19 protein-coding genes are annotated in these 22,085 nt (G+C 45.2%); 12 read left to right on the top strand and 7 right to left on the bottom strand.

Translation table 11 applies throughout. The features are described from left to right. Positions 1-10 precede the first annotated feature (10 nt). Both AB6D06_RS09760 and tldD read left to right on the top strand, forming a co-directional pair. Positions 11-823, top strand: a complete 813-nt coding sequence (locus AB6D06_RS09760; protein ID WP_017061365.1) for a carbon-nitrogen hydrolase family protein — start codon at positions 11-13, stop codon at positions 821-823. Positions 824-842: 19 nt separating this feature from the next. Further along, positions 843-2,288 (top strand): metalloprotease TldD, encoded by a 1,446-nt coding sequence (tldD, locus tag AB6D06_RS09755; protein WP_017061366.1) that lies wholly within the window; start codon positions 843-845, stop codon positions 2,286-2,288. A gap of 108 nt (positions 2,289-2,396) precedes the next feature. Here the strand turns inward: tldD and AB6D06_RS09750 are convergent, their stop codons facing one another. Next, on the bottom strand, positions 2,397-3,776 hold the full coding sequence (locus AB6D06_RS09750; protein WP_017062953.1) for a PhoH family protein: 1,380 nt from the start codon (positions 3,774-3,776) through the stop codon (positions 2,397-2,399). A 466-nt stretch (positions 3,777-4,242) separates the two neighbouring features. On the opposite strand from AB6D06_RS09750, the gene rapA reads away from it, so the two are divergent. Next, on the top strand, positions 4,243-7,152 hold the full coding sequence (gene rapA / locus AB6D06_RS09745; protein WP_372110150.1) for an RNA polymerase-associated protein RapA: 2,910 nt from the start codon (positions 4,243-4,245) through the stop codon (positions 7,150-7,152). A gap of 92 nt (positions 7,153-7,244) precedes the next feature. Here rapA and AB6D06_RS09740 read toward each other — a convergent pair whose 3' ends face one another. Then, positions 7,245-8,522 carry an NRAMP family divalent metal transporter gene (locus AB6D06_RS09740; protein WP_372110149.1) on the bottom strand — a complete coding sequence of 426 codons (1,278 nt, stop codon included), beginning with the start codon at positions 8,520-8,522 and terminating at the stop codon, positions 7,245-7,247. Between the two features lie 158 nt (positions 8,523-8,680). Here AB6D06_RS09740 and rluA point away from each other — a divergent pair, with 158 nt between their 5' ends. Continuing rightward, positions 8,681-9,415, top strand: coding sequence for a bifunctional tRNA pseudouridine(32) synthase/23S rRNA pseudouridine(746) synthase RluA (gene rluA, locus AB6D06_RS09735; RefSeq protein ID WP_136973949.1), 735 nt, complete (start codon positions 8,681-8,683; stop codon positions 9,413-9,415). Between the two features lie 36 nt (positions 9,416-9,451). After that, positions 9,452-10,414: a D-2-hydroxyacid dehydrogenase gene (locus AB6D06_RS09730; RefSeq protein ID WP_372110148.1), complete on the top strand. Its 963-nt coding sequence runs from the start codon at positions 9,452-9,454 to the stop codon at positions 10,412-10,414. An 85-nt stretch (positions 10,415-10,499) separates the two neighbouring features. Here AB6D06_RS09730 and AB6D06_RS09725 read toward each other — a convergent pair whose 3' ends face one another. From AB6D06_RS09725 to argR, 4 genes are all read right to left on the bottom strand, one after another. After that, the gene (locus tag AB6D06_RS09725; RefSeq protein ID WP_048609641.1) at positions 10,500-10,937 is read right to left on the bottom strand and encodes a universal stress protein; all 438 of its coding nucleotides are present in this window, start codon (positions 10,935-10,937) and stop codon (positions 10,500-10,502) included. A 104-nt stretch (positions 10,938-11,041) separates the two neighbouring features. Further along, positions 11,042-13,621 carry a TRAP transporter permease gene (locus AB6D06_RS09720; protein WP_229647482.1) on the bottom strand — a complete coding sequence of 860 codons (2,580 nt, stop codon included), beginning with the start codon at positions 13,619-13,621 and terminating at the stop codon, positions 11,042-11,044. Positions 13,622-13,875: 254 nt separating this feature from the next. After that, positions 13,876-14,844 carry a TAXI family TRAP transporter solute-binding subunit gene (locus AB6D06_RS09715; protein ID WP_017061374.1) on the bottom strand — a complete coding sequence of 323 codons (969 nt, stop codon included), beginning with the start codon at positions 14,842-14,844 and terminating at the stop codon, positions 13,876-13,878. 342 nt (positions 14,845-15,186) lie between these two features. Beyond that, complete coding sequence (gene argR, locus AB6D06_RS09710; protein WP_004740827.1) at positions 15,187-15,657, bottom strand: transcriptional regulator ArgR; 471 nt, start codon at positions 15,655-15,657, stop codon at positions 15,187-15,189. A 332-nt stretch (positions 15,658-15,989) separates the two neighbouring features. On the opposite strand from argR, the gene mdh reads away from it, so the two are divergent. Both mdh and AB6D06_RS09700 read left to right on the top strand, forming a co-directional pair. Then, positions 15,990-16,925: a malate dehydrogenase gene (mdh, locus tag AB6D06_RS09705; protein WP_009847834.1), complete on the top strand. Its 936-nt coding sequence runs from the start codon at positions 15,990-15,992 to the stop codon at positions 16,923-16,925. A gap of 124 nt (positions 16,926-17,049) precedes the next feature. Continuing rightward, the gene (locus AB6D06_RS09700) at positions 17,050-17,241 is read left to right on the top strand and encodes a hypothetical protein (protein ID WP_017061375.1); all 192 of its coding nucleotides are present in this window, start codon (positions 17,050-17,052) and stop codon (positions 17,239-17,241) included. Positions 17,242-17,344: 103 nt separating this feature from the next. On the opposite strand, the gene ispB is transcribed toward AB6D06_RS09700, so the two are convergent. Next, positions 17,345-18,316 carry an octaprenyl diphosphate synthase gene (gene ispB, locus AB6D06_RS09695; protein WP_017061376.1) on the bottom strand — a complete coding sequence of 324 codons (972 nt, stop codon included), beginning with the start codon at positions 18,314-18,316 and terminating at the stop codon, positions 17,345-17,347. Between the two features lie 268 nt (positions 18,317-18,584). Between ispB and rplU the strand changes: the two genes are divergently transcribed. From rplU to AB6D06_RS09670, 5 genes are all read left to right on the top strand, one after another. After that, positions 18,585-18,896, top strand: coding sequence for a 50S ribosomal protein L21 (gene rplU / locus AB6D06_RS09690; protein WP_004740823.1), 312 nt, complete (start codon positions 18,585-18,587; stop codon positions 18,894-18,896). 19 nt (positions 18,897-18,915) lie between these two features. After that, entirely contained in the window at positions 18,916-19,173 is a 258-nt protein-coding gene (rpmA, locus tag AB6D06_RS09685) for a 50S ribosomal protein L27 (protein WP_004735905.1), read from the top strand. 323 nt (positions 19,174-19,496) lie between these two features. Then, complete coding sequence (cgtA, locus tag AB6D06_RS09680; RefSeq protein WP_017061377.1) at positions 19,497-20,669, top strand: Obg family GTPase CgtA; 1,173 nt, start codon at positions 19,497-19,499, stop codon at positions 20,667-20,669. A 164-nt stretch (positions 20,670-20,833) separates the two neighbouring features. After that, positions 20,834-21,601: a threonine/serine exporter ThrE family protein gene (locus AB6D06_RS09675; RefSeq protein WP_017061378.1), complete on the top strand. Its 768-nt coding sequence runs from the start codon at positions 20,834-20,836 to the stop codon at positions 21,599-21,601. Continuing rightward, entirely contained in the window at positions 21,601-22,074 is a 474-nt protein-coding gene (locus AB6D06_RS09670; protein ID WP_017062945.1) for a threonine/serine exporter family protein, read from the top strand. The genes AB6D06_RS09675 and AB6D06_RS09670 overlap by 1 nt, the downstream gene beginning before the upstream one ends. Positions 22,075-22,085: the final 11 nt, after the last annotated feature.

The raw sequence follows: 22,085 nt of genomic DNA, 5'->3' as shown, positions 1-22,085 counted from the left end.
AGCGATACACATGGATTGTGTTGGGTTGATTCAAATGACATCTGGCCCCAGCCCTGAATTGAACTTTGAGTACCTTGCTCAAGAAGTTGCAAAGTGCAAAGAGTTGGGGGCTAAGTGGGTTGTTTGCCCTGAAAACGCGTTAGTTTTTGGCAGTAAAGCCGACTATCACCAGTGTGCTGAGCCTTTTAATGATGGCCCACTGCAAAAGAAAATCTCTGAGCTAGCAAAGCTTCACAGAATTTGGATCGTCATTGGCAGTATGCCGATAAGCACAACTAACGGAGTGACGACCACCACCTTGGTTATTGATGATTTTGGTTGCCTCGTTGCTCATTACGACAAGCTACACATGTTTGATGTGGATGTCGCTGACGCCCATAAGTGCTATCGAGAGTCGGATATTTTCACTCCGGGCAACCAAGTTGTGACAGCGGAAACGCCTTTTGGTCGCTTAGGTTTGAGTATTTGTTATGATGTGCGCTTTCCACACTTGTATTCAGAGTTACGTAAGCAAGGGGCACAAATCATTGTGGTGCCTGCGGCTTTTACAGCGGTAACGGGTCAAGCGCACTGGGAAGTACTATTAAGATGCCGCGCGGTTGAAACACAGTCGTGGATTGTCGCGGTAGGTCAAGGCGGAAAACACCCTTGCCAAAGAGAAACATGGGGACACTCAATGGTGGTTGATCCATGGGGACGAGTGGTCGCACAGTTAGACCAAGATCCTAAAAGTATGGTGGTTGAGATAGACACATCCAGTTGCGAGTCCATTAGGCAAAATATGCCCATCGCGCAACACTCTCGATTTACCAATCAATTTTAATTACAAACAAGAGCCATCTATGAGCATTAATCAAATTGAAGAAGCGCTACTGAACCCGACAGGGCTTACGGAGCAAAATATCGCAGATACATTGGCGAGTATTGCTACCCGCCAAATTGATTATGCTGATATCTACTTTCAGTCAAGCTGGCACGAATCTTTAGTGCTAGAAGACAGCATTATTAAAGACGGCTCTTTCAATATCGATTGCGGTGTTGGCGTTCGTGCAGTATCTGGTGAAAAGACTGGTTTTGCTTACTCTGACCAAATCCAATTGGATGGTCTTAAGCAGAGCGCAATTGCGGCTCGTGGTATTGCTAAACAAGGTCAAAACGGCAAGGTTCAAGCGTTCAAACGCAACTCTAATCAAGCTTACTATGATGCAGTTAACCCGCTTGCGAGTTGGGAAAAACAGCAGAAAACAGAATTACTAAAATCATTAGATGCTTACATTCGCACTAAAGAGCCGATGGTGACTGAAGTATCGGTGAGTTTAAGTGGTGTGCATGAGCAGATGCTGGTTGCTGCGACTGATGGCACTTACGCTGGTGATATTCGTCCGCTGGTTCGCTTGTCTATTAGCGTACTTGCACAGAAGGGTGATCGTCGTGAGCGTGGTAGCGCTGGTGGTGGTGGCCGTTTTGGTTACGACTTCTTCTTAAGTGATGACAAAGGCACTCAAGTTGCTTACCAATTTGCGGATGAAGCGATTCGCCAAGCATTAGTTAACCTTGAAGCGGTTGCAGCGCCTGCTGGTGCCATGCCTGTGGTTCTTGGTTCTGGTTGGCCGGGCGTTCTGCTGCATGAAGCGGTAGGCCACGGTTTAGAAGGCGACTTCAACCGTAAAGAGTCGTCAGTATTCTCCGGCAAAGTTGGTGAGCAAGTAACTTCAAGCCTATGTACGATTGTCGATGACGGTACATTAACGGATCTACGCGGTTCATTGAACGTCGATGATGAAGGTGTTAACGGTCAGTACAATACGTTAATCGAAAACGGCATCCTAAAAGGTTACATGCAAGATAAGCTGAACGCTCGTCTAATGGGTGTAGCACCGACAGGTAATGGTCGTCGTGAGTCATACGCGCATCTTCCAATGCCACGTATGACGAATACATACATGCTACCGGGCGAACACACACCGGAAGAGATCATCGCGACGGTTGAGAAAGGTATCTACGCACCGAACTTCGGTGGCGGTCAGGTCGATATCACATCAGGTAAGTTCGTATTCTCAGCGTCTGAAGCGTACATGATTGAAAACGGTAAGATCACTCACCCAGTGAAAGGCGCGACGCTAATCGGTTCTGGTATCGAAGCGATGCAGCAGGTGTCTATGGTGGGTAACGACCTAAGCATCGACCGTGGTGTGGGTGTGTGTGGTAAGGCTGGTCAAAGTGTGCCAGTGGGTGTTGGTCAACCAACATTGAAACTAGACTCGCTAACCGTTGGTGGTACTGAGTAATTCAGACTAACCTCTGCCGACTTACTTCAAAATATTAAATTGAAAAGCGCCTCCAATGTGAGGCGCTTTTTGTTTTTAGATTACTGATTCAGTGAGCGTATAGAGTCACTACATGTTCTCTTCCGCAAACTCAGCTAGTCGGCTACGCACCACACCATTGAGGTGGATGTTGGCACTGCCTTCGAAGTTTTTAAAACGCTCAACCATGTAGGTTAAGCCTGAAGTCACAGGGGTTAGGTAAGAAGAATCTATCTGCGCTAAGTTACCTGAGCAGACGATCTTAGTACCTTCACCACAACGGGTGATGATGGTTTTTATCTGTGAAGCGGTGAGGTTCTGACACTCATCCAAAAGCACAAAGGCATTTTGAATCGAGCGGCCACGCATGAAGTTGATTGATTTGAACTGGATATTGGCTTTGTCACAGATGTACTTCATCGAGCCTTCTGTGCAGTGGTCGTTCTTGTGCAGCGCTTCCAGTGTATCGGTCACTGCGGCTAACCAAGGCAACATTTTCTCTTCCTCTGTACCCGGAAGGAAACCTATCGATTCACCAATATCAGGGGTGTTGCGGGTTACGATGATCTTATCGAATTGCTTACGTTCAATGGTTTGTTCAAGTGCAGCAGCCATAGCAAGCAGTGTCTTACCACTACCTGCGGCGCCAGTGAGAATCACAAGATCAATATCAGGGTCGAGCAGCGCATCAATCGCCATGCCTTGATAGACGTTCTTTGGTGTGATGTCCCATGCTCTGCGATTCATCAATCTTTCGCGGCTGAGGTCTCTCAGGGTAATGCTTTCCGGCTCAATCTCCTCGACTCGAGCGGCAAAGTCACTTTCTTCGTCAATCACATATTGGTTGAGGAAGGTTGGCTCGAACGGCGCTCTTGCTAAGGTGTGCAGCGTCTTGCCGCCTAAACTTCTGCTCTCGACATTATCGATACCATCCCAAAATGAGCCTTCCAGTTGTTGGAAGCCTTTGGTGAGGTATTGGATATCATCAATCAGTTGGTCAGTTTGATAGTCTTCAACAAAACGTACACCGGCGCCTTTTGCTCGTAAACGCATATTGATGTCTTTGGTGATGAGAACCACTTCGCGTGGTGCGCGTTTATTTTGAAGATAGAGGACAGCGTTGAGGATTCGGTTATCGCCCGCCTTGTCATCGGCAAAGGCTTTGATGCTTTCTTGAAGTTCGTAGTCAGCGAGTATTGAAATACTGCCAGATGCATTTATGTCTTTAGAAAAAGGGATGCCTTCCGATATTTGGTCTGGTGTGGCTTCCCTGAACAGGTCTTCGAGCGTTCGAATCGCAATTCTCGCATCTCGAGCAACGTCTCTTTTACTGTCTTTGATTCTGTCGAGTTCTTCTAGCACTGTCATGGGGATAACGACATCGTGCTCTTGGAAAGAAAATATAGCGAAGGGTTCGTGAAGTAGGATATTGGTGTCTAAAACAAATAGCTTCCGGTTGGTCTCGCCCATAGCATCTCCTTGCCGACGTGCGGCTTGCCTTGCATTCATTGAACGTAGATAAAGCTCATATAAAGATTAGTATCTGATTCTGGTGATAGTCAACTACTCACCTAAACTTCATCTAGAGGAACAGCACCATATCGTTACGAGTGAATATGGTGTATTCGTTTGAGAGCAGCAATCTGCTACCTATAGATTAACCATGAATTTTTGACAGTTTGATTGCACTGGCGAAAACAGAAAAAAAGCATGAAATCATCTCCTTTAGGCGTGACCTAAATCACAGCATCGAGTAAGATTAGCGACCTTTTTCTGCACCATTTTTTCGAGATATTTATTATTGAGAGCGCACTTAAAAAGTGGCTGCAAACTAGACATTTTTGGCTATATTTTTAGTTCAGGAGCGATAATGTTCTTGTTTAAAACTGCAGTTAAGAAGACCAAATTCCAACTATAAGATTGAGGTAGTCGATTCATGACATTTGCTTTGGGGCAACGCTGGATAAGCGATACGGAGAGCGATTTAGGTTTAGGTACCGTTGTAGCAATGGATGCTCGCACAGTGACACTAATGTTTGCAGCGTCAGAAGAAAACCGTGTTTATGCACGTACTGATGCTCCCGTAACCCGAGTAACGTTTAATGTAGGCGATGTCATCGAATGCCAAGAAGGTTGGTCTCTGTCTGTCGAAGAAGTTATCGAAGACAAAGGGCTGCTAACCTACTTAGGTACTCGCGAAGATACCCAAGAAACAGAAGTCACTCTGCGTGAAATCTTCTTAAGCAACCAGATCCGCTTTAACAAGCCACAAGATAAGCTATACGCAGGTCAAATCGACCGTATGGATAACTTTGTGTTGCGTTACCGTGCGCTAAGCAACCAGTACCAACAACACAAGAGCCCGATGCGTGGCTTGTGTGGTATGCGTGCTGGCTTGATCCCTCATCAGCTATACATCGCTCATGAAGTGGGTCGTCGTCACGCTCCGCGCGTTTTACTGGCTGATGAAGTGGGCCTAGGTAAAACCATCGAAGCGGGCATGATCATCCACCAACAGGTGCTGTCTGGCCGTGCTGAACGCATTCTGATTGTGGTTCCTGAAACTCTACAACACCAATGGTTAGTAGAGATGATGCGCCGTTTCAACCTGCATTTTTCTATCTTCGATGAAGAGCGTTGTATTGAAGCGTTTGCTGAATCAGACAACCCGTTTGATACCCAGCAGTACGTTCTGTGTTCTTTGGACTTCCTACGTAAGAGCCGTAAGCGCTACGAGCAAGCACTTGAAGGCGAGTGGGACTTGTTGGTTGTCGATGAAGCGCACCACCTTGAGTGGAGCCAAGACAAACCAAGCCGTGAATACCAAGTGGTTGAAGGCTTAGCGGAAAATACGTCTGGTGTGCTACTACTAACAGCAACGCCTGAACAGCTTGGTCGTGAGAGCCACTTTGCACGTCTGCGTCTGCTTGATCCTGATCGCTTCTACGATTACGAAGCATTCGTTGAAGAAGAAGACCAATACGCACCGGTTGCTGATGCAGTAACGGCTCTGTTCTCTAGAGTGAAGCTTGAAAACAGCGCGAAGAACCAGATTACGGAACTGCTTTCTGAGCAAGATGTTGAGCCTCTGTTCCGTGTGATTGAAGGTGATAGCAGCGAAGAAGAGCAAGCGTTAGCTCGCCAAGAACTGATTGATAACCTTATGGATCGCCATGGTACCGGCCGTGTTCTTTTCAGAAACACACGTGCTGCAATCAAAGGCTTCCCTAAGCGTAATGTAAACCTACTGCCGATGGAGATTCCAACGCAGTACACAACCTCAATGCGTGTATCTGGCATGATCGGAGGCAAAATGGCTCCCGAAGCTCGTGCAATGAAGATGCTGTATCCAGAAGAGATCTTCCAAGAGTTTGAAGGTGAAGATTCAAGCTGGTGGCAGTTCGACTCACGTGTTAACTGGTTGATTGAAAAGATCCAAGACAAGCGCAGCGAGAAAATCCTAGTGATCGCCTCTCGTGCAAGTACGGCTCTTCAATTAGAGCAAGCACTGCGTGAGCGTGAAGGTGTGCGTGCAACCGTATTTCACGAAGGCATGTCGATTCTAGAGCGTGATAAAGCTGCGGCTTACTTTGCTCAAGAAGAGGGCGGCGCTCAGGTTCTTATCTGTAGTGAAATCGGCTCTGAAGGTCGTAACTTCCAGTTCGCTAACCAACTTGTGATGTTCGATCTTCCATTCAACCCAGACTTGCTTGAGCAACGTATTGGCCGTTTGGACCGTATCGGTCAGCTGCGTGATATCGACATTCATGTTCCTTACCTAAAAGGCACATCACAGGCGATCCTTGCGCGTTGGTTCGATGAAGGTCTGAATGCATTTGCGGAAACTTGTCCAACGGGTCGCACGGTTTACGATAAGTACTCAGATGTTCTTATCGAGATGCTGGCTTCTGGTAACACTGAGCAACTTGATGAAGTGATTGAAGAGTCTGCCAAGCTAAATCAAAGCCTGAAATCAGATCTAGAAAAAGGCCGTGATCGCCTATTAGAAATGCACTCAAACGGCGGCGACAAAGCGCATGAAATTGCAGAGAAGATTGCCTCGACTGACGGCGACACTAACCTAGTAACGTTTGCACTAAGCCTGTTCGATACGATTGGCTTGAACCAAGACGACAAGGGTGAGAATGCTCTGGTTGTAACGCCGTCTGAGCACATGATGGTGCCAAGCTACCCAGGCTTACCATACGAAGGCGCAACCATCACGTTTGATCGTGATACTGCGCTTTCTCGTGAAGACATGAACTTCATTAGCTGGGAACACCCAATGATTCAGGGCGGTATCGATCTGCTACTGAGTGAAGGTGTTGGTGCATCAGCGGTATCACTACTGAAAAACAAAGCGCTGCCAGTGGGTACTATCCTGCTTGAGCTGGTTTACCTTGTGGATGCGCAAGCGCCGAAACGCAGCGGTATCAGCCAGTTCTTGCCTAAGACGCCAATTCGTTTGATGATGGATGGCCGTGGTAATGACTTATCAGCTCAGGTTGAGTTCGACAGCTTTAACCGTCAATTAAGCCCTGTAAACCGTCACCTAGCGAGCAAGCTAGTTAACTCGGTACAAGGTGAAATTCACAAGCTAATCGAAGCGGGTGAGACGCACGTACTTCCTAAAGTGGAAGAAGTGCGTGAACAAGCTCAACGAGATATGCAGACTAACCTGAACGGTGAATTAGAGCGTCTACAAGCGCTTAAAGCCGTGAATCCTAATATTCGTGATGAAGAGCTAGAGGTAATCGAAGCTCAAATCAATGAACTGACCGGTTACATCAGCAAAGCTCAGGTTCAGCTAGATTCATTACGCTTGATTGTGGTTTCTCACAACTAGTTTTGAATTAGCGAAATGCTTCAACGAAATAAGGCCTTCATTATGAAGGCTTTATTTGTATCTGTAGCTTAATTAACAATTCAAGTAGCTGGTTACATTAACCACTTCCACCAAACAAATACCGCTAGGAAACCAAATAGGTAAACAAGACCTGCTACAGACAACCATTTTAGTTTGCTGCCAATGGCTAGCGCTTCTGGAAGCTTAGCTTTGTTGACCAAGATGAAATTAAGCAGAGCGAAGAATGGCGTTGTTGCAAACGCGAGTACCATTGCGAAATCGAGCATAGGCATCAGTGCTGCGCTAAAGAACATCACAATCGCGAGTGCCGCGATAGAGACAATGATTATCCAGCCTTGCAGCATTCTTGGGCTTGAATCTTTTTTGAATAATAGACGTTGTGATTCAGCAAGCACGCGTGAGTAGCCATCGATAACGGTAATGGTGCTACCAAAGATACAGAAGAAAGCGATAAGAGCGATTAACGGGCGAGACCATTCACCAATTGTCGAAGCGTAGATGCCGACCAATTGATGAGTAAAGCCAACACCGGAGCGAGACAGTTCAACTCCCGAACCGTGAAGTACTAGCGCGCCTAACGCAACGAATACTAAAGCAAGCAGCGCCGTACCAATGTAGCCAACGTTAAAGTCGAACAGCGCTGATTGTGCGGTCACTTCCTGCTTCTCTTTTTGGCTTTTTAGCCACATAGAGGTGATGCTTGATATTTCGATAGGCGCAGGCATCCAACCCATGGTCACCACGATAAAACCAATAGCAGCCAATGACCAAGGCGACGGTGGAACAAAAGCAGCATCAGGTTCGACTGGAGAGCCGATAGCAATGGCGACTGCAGCTAAGGTTGTGATGGTTAAGACCGCCATGATCGCTTTAGATAGTGTATCTAGAGCACGATAATGGCCAGCAAACAGAATGATCAAACAGGTCGCTAAAACGATCATGCACAAGGTGCTAGTGGCTAAATCGAAAGGAACAAAGTAACTGAGTAGGCTTGCACTGAATAATAGCAGGGCAGCGGTATTCACGACCGCAGATATGGCACTCAAGATCGAAAAGATCACAAGGTATGGGCGGCCTAGGTTAGAGTAACCTTCCACCAAGCTTTGACCCGTTCCTAGCGTGTATTGGATGCCGGCTCTGAAGAATGGATATTTAAATACGTTAACGAGGATAATGAGAGCGGCAAGCTGCCAACCATAAATCGCACCCGCCTTGGTTGAGGCGACTAAGTGAGAACCACCTACAGCCGCTGCGGCCATCATAACGCCTGGGCCAAGAGACTTAATTAAACTTGATAGGGGAGCTGAGGTTGGTGTTTTTGTGTTGGTGGTTTTAACCGTACTGTCCATCGTTTTTCCTTTGATGCTGACTTCTTATTATCCGTTACCCTATCAATACCATGTTTTGTAAAGCCGTCAACTTTTATGTACGAAAATATTGAAAATTGTATTTATTTATAAACGAATCAACCGTGAATTATTTGTTCACTAGCAATTAAGAGGCTTCAATGGCGTTAGAACAGTACACACCACCACGTGAACCGTGGATTGATATTGTTTATCAAGATGACGATATTCTTGTGGTGAACAAGCCTGCAGGCCTGCTTTCTGTTCCGGGTAGGTTACCTGAGCATTACGACAGTATGTGGAGTCGCTTGGTTGTCGAATTTCCAGAGATTCAAGTCGTTCATCGATTGGACATGTCGACCTCAGGCTTGATGCTGCTCGCTAAACACAAACAAGCTGAGCGTCATTTGAAGAAGCAATTTCAATATCGACTGACACACAAACTCTATTACGCCCGAGTATGGGGTTCAGTAGAAGAAGCAGAAGGTTTGATTGACCTCCCTCTTATTTGCGATTGGCCAAACCGGCCGAAGCAAAAAGTGTGTTTCGAGGATGGTAAATCATCACAGACTCGTTATGTGGTAGAACAGCAAGAACTCCAAACGACTTTACTTAAGTTACTGCCAATTACCGGGCGTTCTCACCAATTGAGAGTGCATTGCATGGAAATAGGCGCACCGATTGTGGGCGATGAGTTTTACGCAACATCAGAAGCATTTGAATACAGTGATAGGTTGGCTTTGCATGCGTGTGAGCTGAGCTTTTATCATCCAGCGAATAATCAGTTGTTTAAAGCCTTTGTTCCCTGTGACTTTTATCCTCAAGCATCCCCACAAATCGAACAGCACTTTGAAATTGCGCTTGAGCTTCCAGACTACAGTAAGCTAAAAGCTTAGAATGGACTGATTCATAGATCTAACCAAGGAAGAAGAATGCCAACGCTGAATGTTGTGTTTCTCGATAGAGCGACTATCCCATCTCAAATTCATTTAAAGCCTCTGAGCTTTGAGCATGAATGGGTAGAGTATGATTTCACAGCTCCTGAGCAAGTATCAGAGCGAGTTGAAGAAGCTGATGTGGTGATCACTAACAAGGTAGTGCTCAATGAGTCGAATCTCGCTGGTGCGAAAAAACTCAAGTTGATCGCGGTTTCAGCGACCGGTGTCAATAATGTCGATGTGGAATACTGCAAATCTAAAAACATTGCAGTGACAAACGTGCAAGGCTATGCGATTCAATCGGTTCCTGAACATGTCATCGCAATGCTGTTTGCACTTAAACGAAACCTTGTTGGTTATCATAAAGACATTGAGGCGGGCGAGTGGCAAAAGGACAAGCAGTTCTGTTTTTTTACACATCCGATTCAAGATATTGCAGGCAGCACATTGGGCTTAATCGGTAGTGGCAGCTTAGGCCAAGCGACTGCGATACTGGCTAAAGCGATAGGTATGAAGGTGATTTTTGCTGAGCGAAAAGGAGCGGAGTCTTGTCGAGAGGGGTATCTGCCTTTTGATACGGTATTGAAGCAAGCCGATGCGATCAGCTTGCATTGTCCATTGACTGAAGCGACCCGTAATCTGATTTCACAGCGAGAGCTAGCAATGATGAAACCAAGTGCGGTGTTAATTAATGCTGGCCGTGGTGGGCTTGTCGATGAACAAGCTTTGGTTGAAGCTTTGAAAGGTAATGAGATCGCAGGTGCGGGCATGGACGTGTTTACACAAGAGCCTGCAGACAACTCGAACCCACTCTTAGCTAACAGTCACCTACCTAACTTATTGCTGACACCTCATGTTGCGTGGGGCAGTGACAGTTCAATTCAAAAGCTGTCTGATATCTTAATCGACAATATTGATGGGTTTGTTGCGGGTAATCCGCAGAACTTAGTGAGTTGATTGAAGAATTAAATTGCGTGAACGAAAAACAAAAAAGGTTGGCTTTTAGGCCAACCTTTTTAGATCGTTGTGTCGATTAAGTGATTTAGCCTTGCGGCTTAACTACCAATACATTGATTGGTGAGTTCTGTACCACTTTGCTTGCAACAGAACCAAGCACAACTTTGTCGATTTTCGAACGCTTATGGCTAGGCATCACGATAAGGTCAGCGCCCAGTTTTTCTGCGTAATCTAGAATCGTTGTGTAAGTCTTGCCTTCGGCAACGTGAACTTTATACACCACTTCATCGTCAATGTGCTTGTCAGCAAACTCTTTGAGCTGATTTTTCACATCAAGCTTCATTTGGTTCGCTGCATCTTTCGGGAAGTAAGACGCCACCATCGACATGTGAATGCCTGGTAGGACGTTCAGAATGTGGACTTCAGCATTGCTGTGTTTCGCGTGCCATACCGCTAGCTCGACTGCTTTATCAGAAAAGCCTTTGTCGTTAAGATCAACGGGAACAAGGATTTGTCTATACATGTATTCGTCTCTTTTTAATCAGCGCTAAGCTTCCACTTAGCACTGTAATTATCCTTTCCATGTAATAAAGCCAAATAGCGCTAAGCACTACTCAGCCTTATCCATTACGCGCTAATCTCATCCTTACGAGCACGTCTTCTTTGGTTCATCGCTAAACCAATCAAAATGATCAGAGCTGGTAAGAATACCCACTCTTTCATTGGTCGATCTGCATCTTGGATAACGGATTTGATTTCCCAATCGAAATCAATACCAGCCGCTTCTGCTGGGCTACCGAACTCAACCATATCAACAATCATCTTGCCTTCTGATTCAGTCAGCATTAGACCCATAGAGGCAATACGATCTTCACTTGAGGTCGCAGAATCTTCAAACGGCAGGCGAACTGTCTGTTCAGAATAGTCACCTTCTAAGTTTTCGCCACCCACTCTAAGTTCAAGTGATTGTCCCACATCCAGCTTTTCCGTGATTTGAGCAATCTCAACTCCAGGTGAAAGAACTTTCTCTGGGTAAATCATGTCCCACCAGAAGCCAGGGCGGAAGAAAGTGAAGGTTAATGCAATAAGCAGCACCGTTTCCCACCACTTGTTCTTGGTGAACCACCAACCTTGTGTTGCAGCTGCGAAGATAAGTACCGCAGTCACAGATGAGAAAATCGTTAGTGCTAAGTGCCACCAAGAATCAATGCCCATCAGTAGTAGTTGAGTATTGAAGATGAACATGAAAGGTAGAATTGCGGTACGGATATCATAGGTAAAACCTTGAATACCTGTACGAATTGGGTCGGATTTCGCAATCGCGGCGGCCGCAAAGGCTGCCAGACCTACCGGAGGTGTGTCATCTGCAAGAATACCGAAGTAGAACACGAATAAGTGAACCGCAATCAATGGAATGATCAAGCCGTGCGCAGCGCCTAGGGTCACGATTACCGGAGCCATCAGCGTTGATACAACGATGTAGTTCGCCGTTGTTGGCAAGCCCATACCTAAGATCAAGCTGATTACTGCAGTGAATAGCAACATAAGAATGATGCTACCGCCTGAGATAAACTCAACGAAGTCCGTCATTACTAGACCGATACCCGTTAGAGTCACCACGCCTACAACCGTACCTGCAGCCGCTGTCGCGACACCGATACCAATCATGTTACGTGCGCCTGAAACCAAGCTCTCTGCGAGATCAACGAAGCCAGCTTTAGTTTGCTCTGCAAGATCGTCTGATTTGTTCATCAGAGTCATTAACGGACGCTGAGTGATCAGAATGAAGATCATGAACACGGTCGCCCAGAATGCCGACAGACCTGGAGAGAAACGTTCAACTGTTAAACACCAAACAAGTACTACGATAGGCAGTAGGAAGTGCAAACCAGATTTAATCGTTGGCCCCGGATCCGGAACTTCTTTTAGATCAGCATCGATTTCCATGCCGCCTTCAGCTGCGTATTTTGCAGATACGCGAACCAGAGCAACATAAGCGATCAATAGCGCCACAGTTACGATTGGTGTTGCCGCATCGCCAAATACATCTTTCGTCCAACCCACACCGTAGTAAACCGCGGCGCTGATGACACACAGACCTAAAATGGTACCCGTGAAAGACAGTAAGCTTTGTACGATAGTTGGTGTGTGGCGACGAGGTAGGCCAGTCATACCTGCTTTACATGCTTCTAGATGAACAATGTAAATCAGAGCGATGTAAGAGATCAGAGCGGGCAGTAGCGCGGCTTTGATTACTTCTACATACGAAATGCCCACATACTCAACCATCAAGAAGGCTGCTGCACCCATGATAGGTGGTGTTAATTGACCATTGGTTGAAGCCGCGACTTCTACCGCACCGGCTTTTGTGCCCGGGAAACCAACACGCTTCATTAGCGGGATAGTAAAGGTACCCGTGGTTACCACGTTCGCGATAGATGAACCTGATACCAAACCAGACAGACCTGATGCGACAACGGCTGCTTTCGCTGGGCCGCCTTTCATGTGACCAAGCAGTGAGAATGCAACTTTAATAAAGTAAGCACCGGCGCCAGCACGTTCTAGCATTGCACCAAACAGTACAAACAAGAATACGAATGACGTTGATACGCCAAGTGCCACACCGAATACACCTTCAGTTGTTAGCCACAGATGCGACATTGCCTTGTTCAGGCTCGCACCTTTGTGGGCAATAACGTCCGGCATGTGAGGGCCGCCAAAGGTATAAAGTAGGAATACTGCTGCCACAACCATAAGAGGTGGACCCAAAGCGCGTCGTGTTGCTTCAAGCAGTAAAACCATACCGAATACAGCCGCAACAATATCGAATGTTGTTGGTGCGCCCGATCGCTCAGCGAGTTCAGTATAGAAAATATAGATATAAGAAGCTGAAAAACTACCTACAAGCGCTAATACCCAGTCGACTGCCGGGATATGGTCCCGCGGCGAGTTCTTCATAGCTGGATAAGCGGTAAATGCTAGGAAAATAGCAAAGGTAAGGTGAATTGCTCGAGCTTCGGTATCGTTTAAAATTCCGAAGTTAAAAATGAACGGCAGCGGAGATGCATACCAAAGTTGGAACAGTGACCAACATAGAGGCACAAACCATAAAATACGGCCTTGGATACCGCGAGGGCTACGCGCACCAGTGTCTGATTGTGCCACCATTTCTTGCACATCTGGAGACGGTGATGTTGTCTGCGTCATGTACTTTATCCTTATTATTGATGGTCTGCCTTTCTTACGAACAACGAGACGTTATTTCTTTCCTATCTAGTGTAGTGAATGGATAGGGAAATGCGTTTTTTGCTCGTCTTTGTCTTAGGCTTGATACGAAGGTAAGTCCTCCAAATTGGAGAAACTTAAAGGGCTGTTCTTTTCACTTAAATTATTTTTATAAAACGTGAAAAGCCAATAAGGAGGGCTAGCCTCCTTATTGGTGTAGTAAGCTTAAAGTAGAGTTACTTTAGAAGGCCCACTTCTTTGTAGTATTTTGCTGCGCCTGGGTGAAGAGGGATAGAGATACCCGCTTTAACCATGTCTTCTTTTTTCAGGTTAGCAAATGCTGGGTGTAGGCGTTTGAAAGTGTCAAAGTTTTCAAATACTGCCTTAGCAACGTTGTATGCAACTTCTTCAGAAACGTCTGAAGTTGTTACCATAGTAGCTGCAACACCGAAGCTGTTTACGTCAGCGTCAGTACCACGGTACATACCAGCAGGAACTGTGCTGTAAGCGTAGTATGGGTTTTCAGCTACGATCTTGTCGATCTGTGGACCTGTTGCTGAAACCAGTTTTGCATCACAAGACGTTGTTGCTTCTTTGATTGATCCGTTCGGGTGACCAACCATGTAGATGAATGCATCAATCTTGTTATCACAAAGTGCTTGTGAACGCTCAGAACCTTTAAGTTCAGAAGCAAGCTTGAAGCTGTCGTTAGTCCAGCCCATAGCGTCCATTACAACACCCATCGTTGCACGGTCACCAGAACCTGGGTTACCAATGTTTACACGCTTACCTGCTAGGTCAGACACATTGTTGATGCCAGCATCAGTACGAGCGATGATGTTGAACGGTTCTGTATGTAGAGAGAACATCGCGCGAAGTTTCTTGTATTCGCCCTGATCTTTGAACTTACTTGTACCGTTGTAGCCGTGGTATTGCCAGTCCGATTGAACAACACCGAAATCTAGTTCACCAGCACGGATGGTGTTAACGTTGTAGATTGAACCACCAGTAGACTCTACAGAACAACGAATGTTGTGGTCTTTGCGGCCCTTGTTCACTAGCTTACAAATCGCACCACCAGTTGGGTAGTAAACACCCGTAACTGAACCAGTACCAATCGTGATGAACTCTTGAGCGTTAACAGCGCCAGCGCCCATTACAGCAGCTGCAATAGCACCAACTTTAATAAGTTTGGTAAATGCCATGAATTTCCCTTCCTTTATTCATTATTAACCCTGAAACAAGTGTAGTTGCTTCAGGAGTTTCCTATTTGGAAACGGCACCTTTTTCAATCCATGTGATGAAAAAGTGGCTGAATAATATCAAAAATTGGCAGAAAATTACTCAAATGTTAAAAGATATAGCTAAAAAATCTAACAAATGATGTCTTGATCTCGTGTTTGATTTGCTACTGAGTTTTTTAAAATCAATGGTTTAGTGTGATTTTGGAAGGGAGGTATGGATATTCTAGGATGTGATTTGGATCACGAAGCAAATAGATACTCGTGATCCATTAATAAGGCTGATAGTTATGAAACAGCGATCAATTATCCTGCGTATTCAAACAGTTCACACACTGAATCAAACAGTTGCTTAGTGGTAACCGATAACGTTGGGGTAATGAAGATAGTATCATCACCTGCGACTACGCCCAGTATACCTTCCGACTTACCTAGTGAGTCTAATAAACGAGCAATCAGCTGCGCCGCACCAGGACCTGTGTGTATCACCACCAATGCATTGTTGTGGTCAATATCTAGTACTAATTCTCTTAGAGAGCTAGAAACGGTCGGAACACCTAGCTCAGCAGGAAGACAGTAAACCATCTCCATTTTTGCGTTACGAGTTCGAACGGCACCAAACTTGGTTAACATACGCGAGACTTTAGACTGGTTGATGCTTTCAAAACCTTCGTGTTTTAGAGCATCAACAATTTCGCCTTGTGAGCCAAAACGTTCTTCTTTTAGTAAGGCTTTAAATGCACGAACTAAGTTGTCTTGCTTTTCTGTATTGCGCATATGTCATTCTTATTCATTAACAAAGATGTTTGCATATTCTCGCATACATATTCAATTTTAGCCAAAACATCCCTGTAATTTGTTAGTCATATCACTGTAAATATTTAATAGAATAATGTGTTATTTGCGACGACTTATTTTGTTATTTCAGTCGATTATCGCCATAATGCGAACTTGCTGTGTAGCACGGTTTTATTGACTTGCGCGAAGTCGCAAAGCTAGCGTTAATTGATTGTAATCACTTTGTGATTAATATAGTTTTTTAACTTAGATTTAGCTCAAGAATTACCCTACAAAGAATCTATAAGAGAAAGCTCTCAAGGAGAATAACAATGAAAGTAGCTGTTATTGGTGCCGCTGGTGGCATCGGTCAAGCCCTAGCCCTACTACTTAAGAACCGCCTACCTGCTGGTTCAGATCTTGCACTTTACGACATCGCTCCGGTAACACCGGGTGTTGCTGCCGATCTTAGCCATATCCCAACGCCTGTTTCGATCAAAGGTTACGCGGGTGAAGATCCAACACCAGCACTAGAAGGTGCGGATGTTGTACTTATTTCAGCGGGTGTTGCTCGTAAGCCTGGTATGGATCGTGCGGATCTTTTCAATGTGAACGCTGGCATTGTTAAGTCTCTTGCAGAGAAAATCGCAGTTACTTGTCCGACTGCTTGTGTTGGTATCATTACTAACCCAGTAAACACAACAGTGCCAATCGCGGCTGAAGTACTGAAGAAAGCGGGCGTTTACGACAAGCGTCGTCTATTCGGTATTACGACTCTTGATGTGATTCGTTCTGAAACGTTCGTTGCTGAACTAAAAGACAAAGATCCAGGCGACATCCGTGTTCCTGTTATCGGTGGTCACTCAGGCGTAACGATTCTTCCTCTACTTTCTCAAGTTGAAGGCGTTGAGTTCACTGATGAAGAAATTGCAGCGCTAACGACTCGCATCCAAAATGCAGGTACTGAAGTAGTAGAAGCTAAAGCTGGCGGCGGCAGTGCGACACTGTCTATGGGTCAAGCGGCTTGTCGTTTCGGTCTTGCACTAGTTAAAGCACTTCAAGGTGAAGAAAACGTGATTGAATGTGCATACGTTGAAGGTGAAGGCGAGCACGCTCCATTCTTCGCACAGCCAGTTAAACTAGGTAAAGAGGGCGCTGAAGCGATCCTTAGCTACGGTGAGCTAAGTGACTTCGAACGTAACGCTTTAGATAGCATGCTTGAAACGCTAAATGGTGACATCGAGATTGGTGTTGAATTCGCTAAATAAGCGAAACGCTATTTAACTCAGACTTAAGCTAATTAATAAGGGCCGGTCATTATGATCGGCTTTTTTGATCCTGAAGTTCAAGCTACTCGTATTTAGCTTTACAATTAATGTGAAGGTAAATGTTATGGCTACTGTTCAGAAGGGTATGAATGTCGAATATTTGGGGCACTTAGGAAAAGTATTGGTAATTGATGAGCAAGAGCAGTACGCGCTAGTAGAGACTTACAACGGGCATGAGCAGTACGCGGTGCCAATGGAAGAGCTTGAAGAGATTGAAGCACAACTGCCGTTATCATTAGAAGCCAGTCGATATTGAATTTGGCTCACCTACAAATATTTGTTGAAAACCAAAAAAAAGAGCCCTGAGGCTCTTTTTGTTATTTATATAGAAGCTAGAAGCGAGTTGTCTATTAACCTGCTTACTTACTGCGTTTAACAGCTAAGTGTGCGAGCGTGGTTAGCGCTTGCTTATATTCTGAGTCAGGAAGTACAGAAAGCTCAGCGATGGCTTTATCGGCCTCTTCGTAGGCTTTATTTGTTGTGTACTCTAAAGAGCCTGTCTCTTTCATTACAGCCATAATATCGTCAAGACGTTCCATGCCGTTCGCTTTCTCAATCGCTTCACGAATCATGCTTGCTTGTTCAGGAGAGCCATTATGCATTGCGTAAAGTAGAGGCAGTGTTGGTTTGCCTTCGGCTAGATCGTCACCAACGTTTTTACCCATCTCTTTACCATCTGCAGTGTAATCCATCACATCGTCAATCAGTTGGAAAGCGGTGCCTAGGTATTTACCATAGTTCTGCATTGCTGTTTCGATCTCTGGTGATGACTCAGTAAGAATCGCACCGATTTGGGTCGCAGCTTCGAACAAACGAGCAGTCTTAGAGTAGATCACCTGCATGTAGCTTTCTTCTGTGGTGTCTGGGTTATTGCAGTTCATTAATTGTTGAACTTCACCCTCGGCAATCACGTTTACCGCTTCACTCATTAGCTCGAGGATCTTTAAAGATCCTAGCGTTGTCATCATTTGGAATGAGCGTGTGTAGATAAAGTCACCCACCAAAACGCTAGCGGCATTACCAAAAGCGGCATTGGCCGTCGCTTTACCGCGTCTCATGTCTGATTCATCGACAACATCGTCGTGAAGCAGGGTTGCGGTGTGAATAAACTCGATAAAGGCTGCAGAGGTGATATGAGCTTCACCTTGATAACCAAGTGCGCGAGCAGATAAAAGAGCAAGCAAAGGGCGTAGGCGTTTGCCACCACCGCTAACGATATAAAAACCAAGCTGGTTGATTAAACTTACGTCAGAATTAAGTTGGGCTTGAATTGTTTCATTCACTTTTGCCATATCATTGGCAGTAAGCGTTTGGATAGCTTTAAAATCCATTGTTCATCCGGCTGAAGTTAGACCCTGTAAGGCTTATACGTTGTATTTAATTGTTGAATAATACACTAAAAAACGTTGATTAATACATCGCTAAAGGGCATGATTGCCGCACTTTTCTTTGGCGAACAGGTTTTCGCCAATTTTTTAAAAATATGGCTTGTCATAGCGCCATGATTCCCGTAGAATCTGCGCCCTATTGATTAGTTTAGCGCACACCCGAGTTGTACAATTAACAACCATAGGCTGTGCGGAAAAAGCGGAGTAAAATATGTACGCTGTTTTCCAATCTGGTGGCAAACAACACCGAGTAAGCGAAGGTCAAACACTTCGTTTAGAGAAATTAGACGTTGAAACTGGTGCAACTGTTGAATTTGATAAAGTTCTTCTTGTTGCTAACGGCGAAGAAATCGCTGTTGGTGCACCTCTTGTTGAAGGTGGCAAGGTTACTGCAGAAGTAGTACAACACGGTCGTGGCGATAAAGTAAAAATCGTTAAGTTCCGTCGTCGTAAGCACTCGCGTAAGCAAGCTGGTCACCGTCAGTGGTTCACTGAAGTGAAAATCACTGGCATTAACGCTTAAGTATTAGGAGAGTTTAACAATGGCACATAAAAAAGCTGGCGGTTCTACTAATAACGGCCGCGATTCAGAAAGCAAACGTCTTGGTGTTAAGCGTTTTGGTGGTGAATCTGTTCTTGCAGGTAACATCATCGTTCGTCAACGTGGTACTAAGTTCCACGCTGGCACAAACGTTGGCATCGGTAAAGACCACACTCTTTTCGCTCTTACTGAAGGTAAAGTGAAATTTGCTGTTAAAGGTCCTAAAAACCGTAAGTTTGTAAGCATCGAAGCTGAGTAATTTAATCTTTAACTAGATTATTTTATTAGCTTTCAAGCTGAATTCAAAAGCCCTGCCGATTCGGCAGGGTTTTTTATTTATAGCAAGAATAAAAAAGCAGACGCTCTTGTTTTGGTTTTGAGAAGCCGTTTTATTTTTTGATAAACAGATTAGTTTTTAAGAAGCCGTTTGTTTTTAAGAAATAAGAAGCAAAGAACCTCTCCTTATTTGTTCCTTGGTTGCAGGTCGGCCTAGATCTTAGGTGATCGATCTAAACACGGATCTGCTAGAATTTATATCACTCCTTGATGAGTGGTAACGCAACGTAAGTGCGGAGTTAAAAAATGAAATTCGTTGATGAAGCGGTAGTAAAAATAGAAGCCGGTGATGGCGGTAATGGTACAGTTAGCTTTTGGCGCGAAAAATTCGTCGCTAAAGGTGGTCCTGATGGCGGTGACGGTGGTGACGGCGGTGATGTTTACATCCAAGCGGATGAGAACTTAAACACACTGATCGATTACCGTTTCCAACGTTTTTACAATGCAGAGCGTGGCGAGAATGGTCGCGGCGGTAACTGTACTGGTAAACGTGGTAAAGACATTACGCTGAAAGTACCAGTTGGTACGCGTGCAGTTGATATCCACACCAACGAAATCGTTGCTGAAGTTGCTGAACACGGCAAGAAAGTAATGGTTGGTAAAGGTGGTTGGCACGGTCTTGGTAACACGCGTTTTAAATCGTCTGTTAACCGCGCTCCTCGTCAAAAGACAATGGGTACTAAAGGCGAAGTTCGTGAACTGCGTTTAGAGCTTCTTCTATTAGCTGACGTTGGTATGCTTGGCCTACCAAACGCAGGTAAATCTACTTTTATTCGTTCAGTATCTGCTGCGAAACCAAAAGTGGCTGATTACCCGTTCACTACTTTGATCCCAAGCTTGGGTGTGGTAAGTGTTGTCCCTGAAAAGAGCTTCGTTGTTGCCGATATCCCAGGACTAATCGAAGGCGCAGCTGATGGCGCTGGCCTTGGTATCCGATTCCTTAAGCACCTTGAGCGTTGTCGTGTTCTTCTGCATATGATCGACATTATGCCGATCGATCAATCTGATCCTATTCAGAATGCACTAACGATCATCGATGAGCTTGAGCAATACAGTGAAAAAGTTTCACAAAAACCTCGCTGGTTAGTGTTCAATAAAGTTGACCTAATGCCAGAAGACGAAGCAGACGAAAAGATTCAAGAAATCATCGATGCTTTGGGCTGGGAAGGCGAGTACTTCAAGATCTCTGCTGTGAATAAAATCGGCACCAAAGATCTTTGCTTCAAACTAGGTGAGTTTATGGAAAACCTACCTCGTGAAGTTGTAGAAGTTGAAGAAGAAGAAAAAGTAGACTTTATGTGGGATGACTACCATAAAGATGCGATGAGCGGTAAGAATGTCGTTACTGAAGATGACGACGATTGGGACGATTGGGATGACGAAGAGGATGACGGCCATGTTATCTATGTTCGTGACTAATCCTCTTAGTTTCTCATAACGCATCGGTCGCTTCTTACAAGTACACTGATAGTTTTATTAAACCGCAATGAAAATTGCGGTTTTTTTGTATCTAAATCATGACGTCTTACTGTTTTTTATGCAAAATTTATCTTTAGATAATTAACGCCTATGGGAAGGAAATCATGGCATCAAAGCAAAGAGCGATCTCAAGACTCGTCGCTCAATCAGGACAAATGTTATTGGCGCACGGGGCAGAGAGCACACTGGTCGGCGATATCATGCGTCGCATCGGTATTGCTTGTGGGGTGAATGAGGTTGAAGTCGCACTGTCAGCCAATGCGCTTGTTGTAACTACCGTAATGGATGATCACTGTATTACCACTACTCGAAGTTGTGCTGATCGTGGCATTAACATGCAGGTTATCACCGACATTCAACGCATTTGCATCATGATGGAGAAGGGAATTCTCGATTATGATTTGGCGTATAAAAAGATTCAAAACATCAGCCCCGAGCGCTACAACCGTTGGTTAGTGGTTGTGATGATAGGGTTGTCGTGCGCCTCTTTTAGCCACCTTGCGGGCGGAGACTGGCAAGTCTTCATGATGACTTTTATTGCTTCAGCTTGCGGTATGATCGTCAGGCAAGAGATTGGGCACCGCCATTTCAATCCGCTATTAAACTTTGCTATCACAGCATTCGTTACCACGACCATTTCAGCTCAAGCCGTACTTTACAATATTGGCGGCCAACCCACGATCGTGATGGCTTCATCTGTATTAATGTTAGTACCTGGTTTTCCTCTGATTAACTCCGTCGCTGATATGCTTAAAGGCCATATTAATATGGGGTTAGCGCGCTTTACCATGGCCAGCTTATTAACTCTGGCGACGAGCTTGGGCATTGTCGCGGCGATGAGTCTATCAGATGTTTGGGGGTGGGCAAGCTAATGAGTATTTTCGAACTGTTTTTAGGTCTGCTCAACGATATGTTTTTCGCCGCTATTCCTGCGGTTGGGTTTGCATTGGTGTTTAACGTTCCGCAACGTGCTTTAATTTATTGTGCACTCGGTGGTTCTATCGGTCATGGTAGCCGGTATCTGATGATGCACTTTGGTATTCCAATCGAATGGGCGACGTTCTTCGCCGCAACCGTGGTTGGTATGATAGGGGTTCATTGGTCACATAAACTGTTAGCACATCCGAAGGTGTTTACGGTTGCAGCTCTAATTCCTATGGTGCCAGGTGTGTTCGCCTTCAAGGCGATGATTGCGATGGTGGAGATTAACAGGGCAGGCTACACGCCTGAGTTGTTGGCAATGTTGATGGAGAACTTTTTAAAATCGATGTTCATTATCGCAGGGTTGGCGGTTGGCTTAGCTGTGCCAGGGCTGTTATTCTATCGCCGTAGACCTATCGTTTAGCGTTAATTTTC

Source organism: Vibrio sp. 10N.239.311.G01, assembly GCF_041465805.1.
GTDB classification, from domain to species: domain Bacteria; phylum Pseudomonadota; class Gammaproteobacteria; order Enterobacterales; family Vibrionaceae; genus Vibrio; species Vibrio crassostreae_C.
This window is presented reverse-complemented; position numbering and strand designations above follow the sequence as displayed.